General features: G+C 39.3%; 15 protein-coding genes and 1 pseudogene. 5 read left to right on the forward strand and 11 right to left on the reverse strand.

Going from position 1 to position 16,222, the window contains the following annotated elements:
* Positions 1-60 precede the first annotated feature (60 nt).
* The 3 genes from K6I41_RS13090 to K6I41_RS13100 form a co-directional block, all read right to left on the reverse strand.
* Entirely contained in the window at positions 61-1,296 is a 1,236-nt protein-coding gene (locus K6I41_RS13090; RefSeq protein ID WP_174766096.1) for a dihydroorotase, read from the reverse strand.
* A 12-nt stretch (positions 1,297-1,308) separates the two neighbouring features.
* On the reverse strand, positions 1,309-2,325 hold the full coding sequence (locus K6I41_RS13095; protein ID WP_151987355.1) for an aspartate carbamoyltransferase catalytic subunit: 1,017 nt from the start codon (positions 2,323-2,325) through the stop codon (positions 1,309-1,311).
* 122 nt (positions 2,326-2,447) lie between these two features.
* Positions 2,448-2,792 (reverse strand): hypothetical protein, encoded by a 345-nt coding sequence (locus tag K6I41_RS13100; RefSeq protein WP_005299015.1) that lies wholly within the window; start codon positions 2,790-2,792, stop codon positions 2,448-2,450.
* Positions 2,793-3,031: 239 nt separating this feature from the next.
* Here K6I41_RS13100 and rlmKL point away from each other — a divergent pair, with 239 nt between their 5' ends.
* Entirely contained in the window at positions 3,032-5,242 is a 2,211-nt protein-coding gene (gene rlmKL / locus K6I41_RS13105; RefSeq protein WP_034596304.1) for a bifunctional 23S rRNA (guanine(2069)-N(7))-methyltransferase RlmK/23S rRNA (guanine(2445)-N(2))-methyltransferase RlmL, read from the forward strand.
* An 18-nt stretch (positions 5,243-5,260) separates the two neighbouring features.
* Here the strand turns inward: rlmKL and K6I41_RS13110 are convergent, their stop codons facing one another.
* Entirely contained in the window at positions 5,261-5,677 is a 417-nt protein-coding gene (locus K6I41_RS13110) for a hypothetical protein (protein ID WP_250374519.1), read from the reverse strand.
* A 268-nt stretch (positions 5,678-5,945) separates the two neighbouring features.
* On the opposite strand from K6I41_RS13110, the gene K6I41_RS13115 reads away from it, so the two are divergent.
* Entirely contained in the window at positions 5,946-6,440 is a 495-nt protein-coding gene (locus K6I41_RS13115; RefSeq protein WP_250374520.1) for a CinA family protein, read from the forward strand.
* Positions 6,441-6,490: 50 nt separating this feature from the next.
* On the opposite strand, the gene clpB is transcribed toward K6I41_RS13115, so the two are convergent.
* A complete protein-coding gene (gene clpB, locus K6I41_RS13120) occupies positions 6,491-9,070 on the reverse strand; it encodes an ATP-dependent chaperone ClpB (protein WP_013198493.1) in 2,580 nt (859 codons plus the stop codon).
* Positions 9,071-9,370: 300 nt separating this feature from the next.
* Between clpB and K6I41_RS13125 the strand changes: the two genes are divergently transcribed.
* On the forward strand, positions 9,371-10,180 hold the full coding sequence (locus K6I41_RS13125) for a M23 family metallopeptidase (protein ID WP_250374521.1): 810 nt from the start codon (positions 9,371-9,373) through the stop codon (positions 10,178-10,180).
* On the opposite strand, the gene K6I41_RS13130 is transcribed toward K6I41_RS13125, so the two are convergent.
* The 3 genes and pseudogenes from K6I41_RS13130 to K6I41_RS13140 all read right to left on the reverse strand — a co-directional run.
* Entirely contained in the window at positions 10,177-10,602 is a 426-nt protein-coding gene (locus tag K6I41_RS13130) for a GNAT family N-acetyltransferase (protein WP_250374522.1), read from the reverse strand. The genes K6I41_RS13125 and K6I41_RS13130 overlap by 4 nt on opposite strands.
* A gap of 94 nt (positions 10,603-10,696) precedes the next feature.
* Positions 10,697-11,119: an OsmC family protein gene (locus K6I41_RS13135; RefSeq protein ID WP_005041936.1), complete on the reverse strand. Its 423-nt coding sequence runs from the start codon at positions 11,117-11,119 to the stop codon at positions 10,697-10,699.
* Positions 11,120-11,254: 135 nt separating this feature from the next.
* Positions 11,255-11,317 (reverse strand): annotated as a pseudogene (locus tag K6I41_RS13140) (hypothetical protein); the annotation flags it as partial.
* Between the two features lie 241 nt (positions 11,318-11,558).
* Here K6I41_RS13140 and crp point away from each other — a divergent pair.
* The gene (crp, locus tag K6I41_RS13145; protein ID WP_004793675.1) at positions 11,559-12,266 is read left to right on the forward strand and encodes a cAMP-activated global transcriptional regulator CRP; all 708 of its coding nucleotides are present in this window, start codon (positions 11,559-11,561) and stop codon (positions 12,264-12,266) included.
* A gap of 159 nt (positions 12,267-12,425) precedes the next feature.
* Positions 12,426-13,475, forward strand: coding sequence for an NADP(H)-dependent aldo-keto reductase (locus tag K6I41_RS13150; RefSeq protein WP_250374523.1), 1,050 nt, complete (start codon positions 12,426-12,428; stop codon positions 13,473-13,475).
* A 55-nt stretch (positions 13,476-13,530) separates the two neighbouring features.
* Here K6I41_RS13150 and K6I41_RS13155 read toward each other — a convergent pair whose 3' ends face one another.
* The 3 genes from K6I41_RS13155 to K6I41_RS13165 form a co-directional block, all read right to left on the reverse strand.
* Positions 13,531-14,310 carry a M48 family metallopeptidase gene (locus K6I41_RS13155; RefSeq protein WP_013198497.1) on the reverse strand — a complete coding sequence of 260 codons (780 nt, stop codon included), beginning with the start codon at positions 14,308-14,310 and terminating at the stop codon, positions 13,531-13,533.
* A gap of 115 nt (positions 14,311-14,425) precedes the next feature.
* A complete protein-coding gene (locus K6I41_RS13160) occupies positions 14,426-14,743 on the reverse strand; it encodes a hypothetical protein (protein WP_013198498.1) in 318 nt (105 codons plus the stop codon).
* Positions 14,744-14,862: 119 nt separating this feature from the next.
* Positions 14,863-16,182 carry an adenylosuccinate synthase gene (locus tag K6I41_RS13165; protein WP_151767711.1) on the reverse strand — a complete coding sequence of 440 codons (1,320 nt, stop codon included), beginning with the start codon at positions 16,180-16,182 and terminating at the stop codon, positions 14,863-14,865.
* Positions 16,183-16,222 lie beyond the last annotated feature (40 nt).

The raw sequence follows: 16,222 nt of genomic DNA on the forward strand, positions 1-16,222 counted from the left end.
CAGGTAGATCATATTGATCTACCTGTTCATATTTTAAATTTACTTTAACTAAGCACTTTATCAGTTAGCAAAAGTTTGAAGTACTTTACCCGTCAAGGTTTGCCCCAACAATGGGGTATTTTTTCCTTGCGATAAAATAGTATCTTTGCTTACTGTCCAGCTTAAAGCAGGATCTACCAATACCCAGCCAGCTTCATCTTCCCAACGCGAAGTCATATTGGCAACCTGGGCTGGCACGCTAGTAACTTTAGCAACCCATTCTAAAGGTTCAAATAAACCCTCATTAATGAGTTGGACACCTAAAGATACATAAGTATCAAAAGCGGTAATACCCGGCTGAGTTTCAGCAAATGGCGCCATTTTTGCGGAACTGCTTAAAGGTTCATGGTGCGTACAAATTGCATCAATTACGCCTTCTTTTAATCCTTGACGTAAAAGTTCTTTATCTTGCTCAGAACGCAATGGTGGGCGAACGTGTGCAAGTGAATTGAAACCGTCGATTAAGTGTTCAGTTAAATGTAACTGGTGCATTGCAACGTCAGCAGTCACAGGCAAGCCTTTTGCTTTTGCCGCACGAATTAATTCAACCGATGCACCACAAGACAACAAACCAAAGTGAGCTTTTACACCAGTTGCTTCAATCATAAGCAAATATTTTGCAATCGCTACAGTTTCAGCAAGCGCCGGAATCATTGGCAGACCTTGGCGAGAAGCAATAAAGCCTTCGTGTGTACATCCATCTTTAGCAATTTGTGGTTCTTCGGCATAGAACACAACCGTTAAGCCAAGACCCGCTGCATATTCCAAAGTACGAATAACCACATCATCATTTTCAAAAGCAGCGTTGGCATTTGAAACAGCAGTACAACCACCCTTTTTAAGACCAGCCATATTTGCAGGTTGTTTACCATTTAAACCTTGGGTTTGAGCACCGATGATATGCATATGAATGCCGCCATCAAGCCATGCCTTTTCAATCAAGCCATGAATAAGCGCACCGTTGTCTTGTACAATCGGCTTTGAATCTGGCGGAGTAATCACATGCAAAATACCATTAGCACGTGCTGCCTTCCCTTCAGATTTAAGTGTACCGTGTTGCTGTTGACCAGGTTCACGTAAACGCGCGCACAAATCAACCATGGTTGGCATTAACCATTTGCCTTGACCATCAATGGTTTGTTCAACTTGCTCTACTGGAGCAACCAACTTGCCATTTTGAATATATACAGTTTGTACGTTGTCTGTTTTTTGGATTGGGTCTAACACACGTACATTTTCAATTTTTACAATACTCATGTGATCCATTCCTTACAACGTAATCGCTTCAATTAAACCTTGCTCTTGGAGTTGGCCTTGCATTGACAGTGCCAACACAGCCATACGAACAGCAATACCGTTGGTTACTTGTTTCAAAATAACCGACTGGTCTCCATCTGCAACACTTGAGTCAATTTCCACACCACGATTCATTGGTCCCGGGTGCATCACGATACAGTCCGGTTTAGCTAAACCAAGACGCTCTTTGTTTAATCCATACATTCTGTAGAATTCAGACTGTGAAGATAATGCCGGAGAGTCAATACGCTCATTTTGAATACGTAGCGCAATAATCACATCACAATCTGCGATTCCAGCATCCATATTATTGAACAAGCGAACGTGTTCACCATATTCTGAAAAACCCACTGGCAATAATGTATTCGGTGCAATAACGCGAATATCTTTACATCCGAGGGTTTGTAATGCTGCTACATCCGAACGTGCTACGCGAGAGTGTTTAATGTCCCCAATAATGGCAACACTCAACTCTTCAAAAGGTTTCTTTGTTTCACGGCGAATTGTAAGCATATCAAGCATCGCTTGCGTTGGATGAGCATGACGTCCATCTCCAGCATTAATAATCGCGACCTTTGGACATACATCTTTAGCAATGAAATGTGCAGCGCCAGAAGATGAATGGCGGACAACAAAAATATCGGCAGCCATTGCTTCAAGGTTCCAAAGCGTATCTCGTAGCGTTTCACCTTTTGATGTACTTGAACGTGCAATATCAATATTCAATACATTGGCAGACAAGCGTTTTGCTGCTGCTTCAAAAGTAGTACGAGTACGGGTGGAGTTTTCAAAGAAAAGATTCATAACCGTCAATCCCTCTAAGAGCGGACGATTAATTAAATTATTATTATCATCTAAAAAGCTTTGTGCGGTATCTAAAATCTTCGTGAGGTTTCCTTTTGAAAGTCCCTCAATTGTTAAAAAATGTTTTAAATTTCCGTCCTGATTGAGCTGAACCTGGCTCGGCTGATGCAACGCTGCAATATGCATAATGGATTCCTATGGGTCGAATCGCGAAAACGTGCATAGTGTAGCTGAATTCCGCTCTTTTCGCAGAAGAACTTTACAGAATAAGACCCTAAATTGACCAAAATTTAAGGTCTTATTCGAGATTACCTTAAAGCACCAATATAATGATGTGGAACTTGTGCCCGATAAATGTCTTCGGCTGTTATTTCTGGCTCCTCATCGACCTTAGCAACAGCGAGCGTTTCTTTTTGAGAAGGTTCTGGCAGTGTGTCAACTAACGCTCTTAATCGCTCAACACATCGTTTTAATTCATCATCCTCTGTTTCTAACGCCACCGTAATTACATATTTTGCGTAATCTTTATTTTGAATCACATACATTGCATCTATTACCCGCCCTGTTACCCGACGCATACGTACATATATTTGTGTGGCCACTGAGAAAGCATCCGCATTCGTAATAAAACCATTCCCCATCATGTCTTTCATTTATAACGTCCCCATCCATTAAAATTATAAAAATGGTTAAAAATCGACTTTGTCTGTTAAATAAATAACCATCAATTATCTTGGTCTAGCAAAATACATACCAATTACAAGGTATTACTCTTTAAAAATCAGATTATTGGTTGCTAAATGAAAGGTTGCAATAATTTAAAAACCTTTAGACATCAAAATAAGTTAAACTTTGCATCGTTAATATTTATATGTTTTGGTCAATCGAGTTTATGAATACCTCTTTACGTTTAAACCACTATTGGATTACTTGTGCTGATGGTTTAGAACCCCTCTTACAAGAAGAAATAGAACAGCTTGGCACCAAAGTGACAGAACGTAAAGCAGGACGTTTAATCATTGAAGGAACGCTTGAACAAGCTTACCGCATCTGTATGTGGTCGCGTCTCGCTTCTCGTGTTTTACTTCCTATTCATACTTATGAACTTGATTTTACGCATGATGCACGTGATGTCGCAGAAGAACTCTACGAAGGTGCAATGAGCTTTGACTGGTCACTTGTTTTTGCACCACAAAGTACCTTTGCAATTCGCTTGCATGCCGAACGTGAAATCATGGTCAATTCGCAATTTGCGACACTACGTGTAAAAGATGGTGTCGTTGATTCCTTTATGGAAGCTGTAGGCCGTCGTCCTAGCATTGACACTAAACAACCAGAAATTACGATCTATGCTTTGGCAGGTAAAACTGAGCATACCTACTGTCTAGATTTATCAGGTGACTCACTCCATAAGCGTGGTTACCGCCGTTACATGACAGATGCACCAATTAAAGAAAACCTTGCTGCGGCAATTTTACAAAAAGCTCAGCTTAAACAGCGTAATCCAGAGATTGTACTTGACCCAATGTGTGGTTCAGGCACATTCATCATTGAAGCATTAATGATTTTAACTGACCGTGCACCGGGACTTGTTCGCCGTTTTGGATTTAATGGCTGGCATGGTCATGACCGTGAACTTTGGCTTTCACTTAAAGCAGAAGCAGCAGAACGTCACGAAAAAGCACTTCAATTACCTTTACCTAAATTTTATGCCTACGATGCAGATTGGGAAGCAATTAAAGCAACCCGTGAAAATATTATTGCGGCAGGTTTTGAAAATTTATTAGGTCAGATTCAAATCGAAGAGCGTACTTTAGCGGATTGGCCAGATTTTGCTGCTGAAGGCAAAACTGCATTTATTGTCACTAACCCGCCTTATGGTGAACGTTTAGGTGAAAAAGCATCAAACCGTTCTCTATACTTAGGTTTATCAGCGCTTTTACAAAAACATTTTCCAAATCAATATGCAGCAGTTATTGCTGCTCAAATTGAACAATCTGATGTTCTAGCATTTGAAGCACCTGAAACCTTACGCTTAATGAATGGTAAATTACCAATTTATATTCGTTTCGGTGTAATCAAACCTGAAAAAGTAACTCAACCATTTTTAGCAACTTGGCAAGCTCAACCTATTGAAATGGAAGAAGCTCAAGACTTCGCTAACCGTTTGCAAAAAAATATGACTGCCTTGAAAAAATGGGCAACAAAAGAAAATGTTTATTGCTTACGTTTGTATGATGCAGACTTACCTGACTTTAATGTCGCTGTGGACTTATATGGTGACCGTTTACACGTTCAGGAATATGCACCACCAAAAACAATCGATCCAGAAAAAGCTAAAAAACGTTTTAATTTAGCGCTTGCTGCAATTCGTGCTGTTACTGGTTTAAACCGTGATGCCATCTTTATTAAGACACGTGCACGCCAAACTGGTACAACTCAATATACAAAGCAAAGTACAGCTTCAAAACGTTTTATCGTTCAAGAAGGTAAAGCTAAAATTTTAGTTAACCTGACTGATTACCTCGACACAGGTTTATTCCTTGACCACCGTCAAATGCGTTTACGTATTGCTCAAGAAGCACGTGGTAAACACTTCTTGAACTTATATAGTTACACGTCTACTGCAAGCTTACATGCTGCGCTTGGCGGTGCTGCTAGTACAACAAGTGTGGATTTATCTAACACTTACCTAAACTGGTCAAAAGAAAACTTTGTTTTAAATGGCTTAACTGTAGATCATGCAGATGAACAACACATGTTCTTTGCTAGCGACTGTTTTGAGTGGTTAAAAGAAGGTCATGAACAATACGATCTTATTTTTATTGATCCACCGACATTCTCAAACTCGAAAAAATTCTATGGTACATTCGATGTACAACGTGACCACATCTCACTTATTAAACGTGCAATGAACCGTTTACACAGTGAAGGCACGCTGTACTTCTCGAATAACTATCGTGGTTTTGAAATGGACGAAGAGATCGAAGCTATTTTTCAGGTTGAAGAAATCACTTCTGAAACTATCGGCCTTGATTTTAAACGTAATCAAAAAATCCACCGTGCATGGAAAATTCAGCACCCTGGTTTAGATCAGTATTAATGAGACTAGAGGTTATTATTACTTCACGGTAATAATAACCTCACCATGAACATTTTTTGACTCAAAATCATATTTAGTAAAACGATCTGCTCTTTCTGGTAACGCAATCATTTCTAACTTCTTCTTTTCTTTACTATCAACAACATGATTCTGTTTTTGTTCTTGATACGGAGAAAGTACGCTAGTTCTAAGAGCATTCCATCGAACTTGCTGCAAATAATTATCTCCTAACGCCTGCTGTACTTGTTTTTGTTCTATCGCAGGTTTTTTAGCATCATCCTGAGCTTTAGCAATAATTACGGGTAAAGATGCGTTTATCGCCCCTGTTTGAGTGGCAAGCGCACTTTCCGACATAGGTTGTGCTGCCCATGTGTTTGATAATAATACAGATACACCGCTCAAAATTCCCAGCATATACCCTTGCTTATTGTTCATTTCATTCATCCTAAAATTGTTATTGTTCGTTATATTGAACAAAATTAACAATTTTTTACGCATGTCGCAATGTTATAAATAAACTTCCCGACAATTAACATTGAACATTTTAAAACCTGATTTTTTCACAGGCATTTTGTGAATATTCAAGTAGTTTTATAGATTTTTATCCCAGACTTGAATGACTCCCTTAAATCACTTACTGTAATTTTATAATTTATCTGTAAATTGATTTTATTTATAAATAAACACCATTCGAGGTGAAATAATGCTTCAGCACTGCTGCCAACTATTAGAAAATCTTCAACTCAAAATTGCCTTTATTGAAAGTGCGAGTTCCGGTTATTTAACCAGTCAATTTTCTATTCATAAAAATAGCGGTGCAGATATTTTACTCGGTGGTTTAGTGAGTTATGACCCCAGCATTAAAATTAGTATTTTAAATATTAATCCCAAGTTAATAGAGACTTACACAGCTGAGTCACCACAAGTTACAGAGGAAATGTGCAAGCTGGGACAAAGCTTATTTCAACAAGCCGATATTATTGTAAGCTGTACGGGGCTATTAAAATCTGGGGGAAGTGAAACCTCAGAAAAACCTGTAGGTACCTTTTTTATCTGCATTTCTTATCAAGAACGTATTTATCATTACCATTATTTTTTATCTGGACATCCTGAACAAAAGTTAAAGACATTAACTCAGAAAGTTTCAGACACCCTAATTGCTTTACTCACATCAAAAACCCAAATAGCTTCGCCATAAAAAAAGAGAATATGTTTCCATATTCTCTTTTCGGTTTTAGCAGAACAAGGTTAGCTGAGTTTCATTTTATCGAAGACTAAATGACCATTTTCACCTTTCACTAAAATGGTATCACCTGCGACAAAATCACCCGACAAGATTTTTTGTGCTAATGTGTTTTCAATCTGTTGTTGAATCGCACGTTTTAATGGACGTGCGCCATAAACAGGGTCGAAACCAGCATCAATCAATAAATCAAAAGCAGTGTCATCTACAGTTAAACTCATATCACGATCAACCAGACGCGAACGTAATCGATCCAACTGAATATCGGCAATGCCTCGAATCTGTGCTTTTTTGAGTGAATGGAAAATCACAAGCTCATCAATCCGGTTAATAAATTCCGGACGGAAATGCTGACTTACTGCATTCATTACAATGGTACGCACTTCATCGTCTGTTGCACCCTCACCTAGCTCACGTACATCTTGTGAACCTAAGTTCGAGGTCATCACAATCACAGTGTTTTTAAAGTCTACTACTCGACCTTGTGAGTCTGTTAAGCGACCGTCATCCAATACTTGTAGCAAGATATTGAATACATCTGGATGCGCTTTTTCAACCTCATCAAACAACACCACACTATATGGTTTACGGCGAACAGCTTCGGTTAAAACACCGCCTTCTTCATAACCCACATATCCTGGAGGCGCACCAACCAAACGGCTAACCGAATGTTTTTCCATGAATTCACTCATGTCGATACGAATCATGGCATCATCGCTGTCAAACAAGAAATTAGCCAATGCTTTGGTTAATTCTGTTTTACCAACACCTGTTGGACCCAAGAACAAGAATGATCCGCTAGGACGATTCGGGTCAGACAAGCCCGCACGTGAACGACGTACGGCATTCGAAACGGCTACAACAGCTTCATCTTGACCTACAACACGGTCATGTAAAAACTCTTCCATATTAAGGAGTTTTTCACGCTCACCTTGCATCATTTTCGCAACCGGAATTCCTGTTGCAGCACTCACAACTTCGGCAATTTCATTTTCAGTCACTTTAGTACGAATGAGTTTTGGCTCTTCGTTTTCTTCAGCAACTTCGTCTTGCTCCAGTTGTTTTTGTAACTCTGGAATTACGCCATACTGTAAGCGCGCTGCTTCAGCCAAATCGCCTTCACGCTGAGCCTTTTCAAAAGCAATACGCGCTTTATCAAGTTCAACCTGAGCCTGTTTAGTACCCTCAACAAGAGTCTTCTCAGATTTCCAGATTTCTTCAAGATCGTTATATTCTTTCTCGACTTCAGCAATCTGTTTTTCAAGATGATTAACTTCAGCTTTACTGCCGACATCTTCATCTTTTTTCACAGCTTCCAATTGCATTTTCAACTGGATTAAACGGCGATCAAGTTTATCAAGTGCTTCAGGTTTAGAGTCAATTTCCATCTTAATACGAGAAGCGGCTTCATCAATCAAGTCAATTGCTTTGTCTGGTAATTGACGATCTGTAATATAGCGATGAGACATTTTTGCCGCTGCAATAATCGCTGAGTCTAAAATTTGCACACCATGGTGAGTGGCATATTTCTCTTTTAGACCACGTAAAATCGCAATGGTATCTTCAACACTTGGTTCATCAACCAACACTTTTTGGAAACGACGCTCTAATGCAGCATCTTTTTCAATATATTGGCGGTATTCATCTAAAGTTGTTGCACCCACACAGCGCAATTCACCACGAGCCAATGCAGGTTTTAACATATTACCTGCATCCATAGCACCATCGCCCTTACCCGCGCCTACAAGCGTATGTAGCTCATCAATAAACAGGATGATTTCGCCTTCGTGTTTTGCCAAATCTTTTAAAACAGCTTTTAAACGTTCTTCAAACTCACCACGATATTTAGCACCAGCAAGTAATGAACCTAAATCTAAAGATAAAACACGTTTGCTTTTTAAGCCTTCTGGTACTTCACCATTGACAATACGTTGAGCCAAACCTTCAACAATAGCGGTTTTACCTACACCTGGTTCACCAATAAGAACAGGATTGTTTTTTGTACGACGCGACAAGACTTGAATGGTACGGCGAATCTCATCATCACGCCCAATCACCGGATCAAGTTTTCCAGATAAGGCACGCTCAGTTAAATCAATCGTATATTTATTAAGTGAGTCACGTTGATCTTCGTGATTATTACTCATGACTTTGTCACTACCTCGAATATGTTCAATTACTTTGCGTAGACTGTCGGGAGTTACCCCTACGGCACTTAAAATATTTTTAGTTTCGCCTGTTTCTGCTAGACCTAATAGCACCCAGTCAGTTGACAAAAATTCATCACCCGCTTTTTGCGCATATCGATCTGCCAGATTAAGCGCTTTAACAGCTTCAGGGTTTAAATTGACATCCCCAGTCGGATTCGCAATGGTCGGAGCATCTTTTATAGCTTGCTCAAGCTTTTGTTTAAGTTCAGGTAACCGTGCACCTGCTTGTTGCAACAAACTAATATTTGATGGCTCTTCTAAAAGGGTACTCAAAATATGAATACCCGCGATCGCGGTATGGTCTTTACCCATCGCTAAAGATTGAGCATCTGAAAGGGCTTGCTGCAAGCGGTTTGTAAATTTTTCAAAACGCATTCTTGTTATTCCTCACAACAAATTTGTACTTGTCTAATAGATGGGAACATTTCTTCGGATTTCAAATAAATTTTTATATATTTTTCATAATGTTATTAAAATAACAATGAGTAAAACTCCATTATAATATGGGATTGTTTTGTATATATTTCAAGTACAGTTCAGCTACATTTTATTAAAATACTTGAATATTTAGCTTCATGCTTATTCATACTACGCTTTTCACAAACTCTTCATTGAGAATTTATTGATTAAGCTTTAGTTTATCTTGTTAGTTTACTACTCGTTTTGAAATGAAAAATGCACTTTAAACACATTCTATTAACAACAACTTGTCTTTTTACTTCAGCACTGGCAGTCGCTCAACTTCCACAAGACTCAAGAAGACCCGGTGGCATCGCAGTTGTCCCATTAACCGCTGATATTACTCAGGTCACTTTTCAACAAAAGCCAGTTTTAATTAGTCAGGAAGGTCAGCAGCGTTATGCTGTTGTGGGTATTTCCTTATCTACCCCACTTGGCAATGTACAACTCGACACGAATAAAACCCCTATTCAAATAGAAATTAAGTCCTATCCCTATGCGGAGCAACGGATTAAAGTCACTAACCAAGATTATGTGAACCCGAACCAAAGCCAGTTAGACCGTTATGCTCAAGAAGCTAAAGAACAAAATGATGTGTATAGCTCATTTACAAAGAGTTCATGGCAAACCTTACCAGCATTTATACGCCCGACTTCAGGGAAATTTTCTAACTCTTTTGGAAGAAAGCGCTTTTTTAATGGTGAAGAACGTGCTCCCCATTCAGGTTTAGATATCCCTGCGCCAATAGGACAAAAAGTTGTTGCACCCGCAGATGGTGTTGTTATCCAAACCGGATCTTATTTTTTTAATGGTCAAACCGTGTTGATTGATCATGGCCAAGGCCTAGTCAGCATGTTCTGCCATTTAAGCGCAATTAAAGTAGAGAAAGGCCAACATATCCGCCAAGGAGAAACACTAGGTTTAGTGGGCAAAACTGGACGTGTGACAGGTCCTCACCTGCATTGGGGCATGAGCCTTAATAATGCTCGGGTAGATCCTCAGCTTTTTCTAAATACAGCTCGTTAATTTAAAGCTTTACGAAAATACTTTGGTGCTTCGATATAGCCTTCTCTTAGGTAAAATTGATGTGCCAAAGGTCTTTGCACTCCAGAATGAAGTTCCATTCGATCACAACCACGGCGCTTGGCTTGTTGCTCAGCTTCTTGTAGGAGTAACCGCCCTACACCTTTACTACGCATATTCTCATCAACGCACAGATAGCATATTTTGGCAAAGTCACCTTCTAAGGCAATTTGCGGAATAAAATAAAGAGATAAAAAGCCACAAATCTTGCCATTTTCTTCAGCAACCAAAATTTGTGAGTTAGCGTCATTATGCAGTATTTCAAATTTTTCTTGGATAAGAGTGAGTGGCTGTGGGTAGCCCATCTGTTTAAGTAAATCGCATATTGCTTGAGTATCTTCCCATTTAGCAGTACGAATATTCATTTCATCCCTCCTCTTATTTTTTAGTTATTTTTGACAATAAAAAAGCCAACCCTAATGTCAGCTTCTTTTAATTTTTAGCTATCAAAAAACTGTCTTATTCCGCTTCAATAATTTCAAAGTCATGGGTAATTTCTACACCACCATCGGAAAGCATTTTACTCGCTGAACAATATTTTTCGGCAGACAATTCAACCGCTTTTGCAACCTGTTTTTCTTTAACAGCTTTACCCGTTACCACAAAGTGTAAGTGGATTTTAGTAAAAACAGCCGGAATTGTGTCAGCACGCTCAGCTTTTAAATTACATACAACATTCGTCACATCTTGACGAGATTTCTTTAAAATGGTCACAATATCAAACGAAGCACACCCACCAAGTCCCATTAATAGCAATTCCATAGGACGTGGACCACGGTTTTCACCACCATACTCAGGTGAGCCATCCATAATGACACTATGCCCACTATCCGATTTCGCTTCAAAAGCAACATTCTCTAGCCAATGTACACTTGTTTGCATTGCAACTACCTAAAAAAAATTATAAATTTAAGCAGGGTCTGTTGACATTTCATCTATGGATTGCGTTAGAGCTAAAAATTAATCCAAATAAGACGCAAAACCCAGACAATGGCAATCCTTTGTCCAGTTTTGTTATATAGTTTGTGAAATTTCAGCCATAATCTGAGTTGCCATTTAAGCAGCGCAGGCACAGCGCAAGACCATGTTATTTTGTACGTTCCGTTGTTAAGATCTATTTATTTAGAATGGCTAAATTTCATAGCTCTTGCTTGGTAACGTCTAAAAGAATTGTCTTATGTCGCAACCATCTGTGAAATGTCAACAGACCCTTGTTTTGTACACTAACATAAAATGAGTTGATAAGGAATTTCATCTCTTCTGTGTAATAGCTCATCTCGGGCTTGTGTGAATTGTTTACCCTATTCGGAACATATTAAGCATGACTTCAAATTTTTCACAACTCAGCACAGATGCTTTATCTCCGGGGCAACTACCTGAATCCGTTAAAGCATTGTTAAAACGTGCTCACATCAACAGATATCCAAAACGAACCACAATTGTTGATGCCGGAACAGAGTCAAAATCTTTATACTTAATTTTAAAAGGCTCAGTTTCAATTATTTTACGTGAAGATGACGAACGTGAAATTGTTGTTGCATATTTGAATCCGGGCGACTTCTTTGGGGAAATGGGGCTTTTCGAACCGAACCCTCAACGTACAGCTGAAGTTCGTACTCGTGATGTCTGTGAAATTGCAGAAATTTCTTATGACAACTTCCACGAACTTAGCAAACAATATCCGGACTTAAGTTATGCTGTTTTTGCACAACTTGTTCGCCGTCTAAAAAATACAACTCGTAAAATGACAGATCTTGCATTTATTGATGTATCTGGGCGTATTGCACGTTGTTTAATCGACTTATCTTCACAACCAGAAGCAATGATTTTGCCAAACGGTCGTCAAATTCGTATTACTCGTCAAGAAATTGGCCGTATTGTGGGATGTTCACGTGAGATGGTTGGCCGTGTACTTAAGACATTAGAAGATCAAGGTATGATCCAGACAGATGGTAAAGCTATTCTTATTTTTGATGTTTCATTAGAAGAAGCTCCAGTTTCTGATGAAGACTATGATGATGAAGAATAATATTTATTAAGTTTTTAATAAAAAGCAAACTTCGGTTTGCTTTTTTTATATGCAACAATGAGTTAATACACAAAACTTACAAACTATTCTAATTTTATGATTTAAGTTGAATACATATTCTCCGTTAGGCTAACTCAAAATTTCCAAGGATTCCGCTGTATGCAATTTAACCCACTTAGTCGCACAGGTCTCAAGCTTCCAGAAATTTGTTTAGGCACCATGACATTTGGTGAGCAAAACTCCCAGCAAGAAGCATTTGAACAACTCAATTATGCTCTGGCGCACGGTTTGTATTTTTGGGATACGGCAGAGATGTATTCGGTTCCGCCAAAACCTGAAACCTATGGTGCAACTGAAACGATTATTGGCAATTGGTTTGCCCAAAATGGTCAACGTGACAAAGTCTTTCTTGCCTCTAAAATTGCAGGGCCAGGCTTTGGAGGAACACACATCAGAGAAGGCCATACGTGCTTCAACAGCGATCATATTGCTAAAGCCCTAGATGGCTCCCTGAAACGTCTCCAAACCGACTATATCGATCTCTATCAACTACATTGGCCTGAACGTCATACCAACTTTTTCGGTACGCTAGCTTATGGCAACCAGCAAGCACAAAATGATTACGATACCACCCCTCTAGAAGAAACATTACTTGCTCTACAAGAAGAGATTAACCGAGGACGCATTCGCTATATTGGCTTATCGAATGAAACGCCGTGGGGCACTATGAAATTTTTACATTTGGCTGAAAAGTTAGGTGTAAGTAAATTTGTAAGTGTTCAAAATCCATATAGCCTTCTCAACCGTACGTATGAAATAGGTATGTCTGAAATTGCTAAATATGAAGATGTTGGTTTACTCGCTTACTCTCCTCTTGCGTTTGGCTATCTCTCTGGCAAGTTTAGAAATGGCGCTCGTCCCGCGAATGCTCGTGTCACATTATTTCCACGTTTTAGCCGCTATAGTAACCCTCAAAGTGAGTGGGCAACTGAACAATATGCACAGCTAGCTGAGAAACATGGGTTAAGCTTAACTCAAATGGCATTAGCTTTTATTAAACAACAATTCTTTGTGACCAGCACAATTATTGGTGCCACTAATCTAGACCAACTTAAAGAAAATATTCAGGCATTTGAAATTGAACTACCTGCCGAAGTTTTACAAGGTATTGAAGCTATTCATGTCCAACAGCCCAACCCTGCTCCTTAAATAAAAAAACGGATGCTTAAGCATCCGTTTTCTTTATCTATAAAAAATTTATATCTTATTTACGGCCATTATAAATAGCCATTGCTGCAGGCAAGTTTTGACGCATATCGCTAATACGCTGAGAGTTAGATGGGTGAGTAGATAAGAATGATGAACCACCACCACCTTCAAGCTTATTCATTTTTTCCCAAAGTGTAATCGCTGCATTTGGATTATAACCTGCACGTGCCATTAGCATTAAGCCACCTTGGTCAGCACGACTTTCCAAACTACGAGAATATGGTAAGCCTACACCCACTTGTGAACCTAGCTGAGCCGCAGCAGTACCAAGTTGGCCAACATTATTGCCAGCATAGCTTAAACCAATACCAAGAGCTAAATCAGTTAGAGCCTGAGCACCGATTTTACTTTTTGCGTGCTCTTCTAAGGCGTGAGTCATTTCATGTCCCATAACAGCTGCAATTTCAGCATCTGTCAGGTTCAATTTATTTACAATGCCTGTATAGAACACCACTTTACCACCTGGTGCTACATAAGCATTAATCGTATCTGATTTCAGTACTGCCAACTGCCAGCTAAAAGGCTGACCAGTCTGGTTCATCTGGTTCGCATAAGGTTTTAAACGGTTAAAAACAGCATTAATACGGCTATAGGTACTTGAACTTGTATCCAAAGTTCCTTTGCCACGTGCTTCCTGCACCATCTTATTAAAACCTTGAGCAGATTGGGCATTTAAGGTTGCAGTATCTGCACCCGCCATGTCCGCTACTGTTGCACAGCCAGAAATGGTCATCACACTTGCCGCACACAAGCTTAAAAAGAGTTTTTTATTCATAACATGGATCACCTAAATCGAGAAAAAGCTGTTTATTCTTTTGCACTTATTATAAGAAATACCGCTTACACTTTGAATGTCTCATTTCTTCATGATCATAGTATTTATGTAACGATCAAGCCGATAAAGTCATCAAATAAATCCAGAAAATTAGACATATTATATTTAAGCCAAGATAAACATAACTTAAAAACTTAACTTTCTCTTCAAGATTAGGACTTTCTCTTTTCCAGAGTAAATAACTATTTTGTATGAGCACCACAGGAATTAACACACATGCGAACAATACCGACAAACTCATAAACGCGGTCATGAAGAAATCTTCATGATATTCTTGACCATAAATAACTAACATCGCCAGTGTCGGTGAACCACCAATAGCGAATAAAAAAGAATAAAAAATTGTTTTCGAAATAGTTGGTTGTAGCTTCATCCTGAGCCCATCATTCCTTATCTATCTAACGTTTTAATCTGAATCGAATAAAACGAAAACTGCACTTTAGTCGGGTATAAAAAAGCCCCCTTTTAGGAGGCCTTTTTAATCTTTGCTAATTAAGCAGAGAATGGATGACGTAAAACAATTGTTTCTGCACGGTCTGGACCAGTTGAAACGATATCAATCGGACATTCGATTAATTGTTCAATACGCTTCACATAAGCTAAAGCATTTGCTGGTAATTGATCGATACTGGTTAAACCAACAGTCGATTCGCTCCAACCTGGCATAGTTTCATAAATTGGTTTCAAGCATTCAAAAGAAACCGCATCAGAAGAACCTACACAACCTGAGTCTGTATTTTCATAGCCCACACAGATTTTTACTTCTTCTAAACCATCTAGAACGTCTAGTTTAGTTAAGCAAATACCAGAAAGTGAGTTTACATCTACAGAACGGCGAAGGATTTCAGCATCAAACCAACCACAACGACGTTGACGACCAGTAGAAGCACCAAATTCATGACCAACTGTACCAAGGTGTTTACCCACTGGGTCACCAGCATCAGCAGCTGCATCGTAAACCAATTCAGTTGGGAATGGGCCAGCACCTACACGTGTTGTATAAGCTTTAGTAATACCTAATACATAATCAAGATGTAAAGGTCCCATACCTGAACCAGAGCTTACGCCACCAGCAGTTGTATTTGAGCTAGTCACATACGGATAAGTACCGTGGTCGATGTCTAAAAGTGAGCCTTGAGCGCCTTCAAACATTACAGGCTTACCTTCTTTGCGGTAGTCATGTAACACTTTAGTCACGTCAATCACTAATGGAGCAAGAACTTCACGCCATTGGTTGCAAAGAGCCAATACATCTTCAAATTTAACAGCTTCTACACCGTAGAACTGAGTTAATTGGAAGTTATGTAACTCAAGCATTTCAGACAGTTTTTCTTCTAATGCTGCACCACCACGAACAAGGTCAGCAACACGCACTGCACGACGAGCTACTTTATCTTCGTAAGCAGGACCAATACCACGACCTGTAGTACCGATTTTAGCATTACCACGTTTCTTTTCACGTGCCTGATCAAGTGCAATGTGGTTAGGCAAAATGAGTGGACAGTTTGGAGAAATACGTAGGCGTTCTTTAACAGGAACTCCTTCCGCTTCCAAAATTCCCATTTCTTCAATTAACGCGGCTGGTGAAAGTACTACACCATTACCAATTAAGCACAATACGTTTTCACGTAAAATGCCTGATGGAATGAGGTGCAATACAGTCTTTTTACCACCTACGACAAGAGTATGACCTGCGTTATGTCCGCCTTGATAACGTACTACCGCAGCCGCCTGATCTGTGAGCAGGTCGACGATTTTACCTTTACCTTCGTCGCCCCATTGGGTACCAAGTACCACAACATTTTTGCCCATAATAGCCTCATTACATCATGCTGTTAAAATTGGAAACCAC

This window comes from Acinetobacter sp. AS23, assembly GCF_023612055.1.
GTDB lineage: Bacteria > Pseudomonadota > Gammaproteobacteria > Pseudomonadales > Moraxellaceae > Acinetobacter > Acinetobacter oleivorans.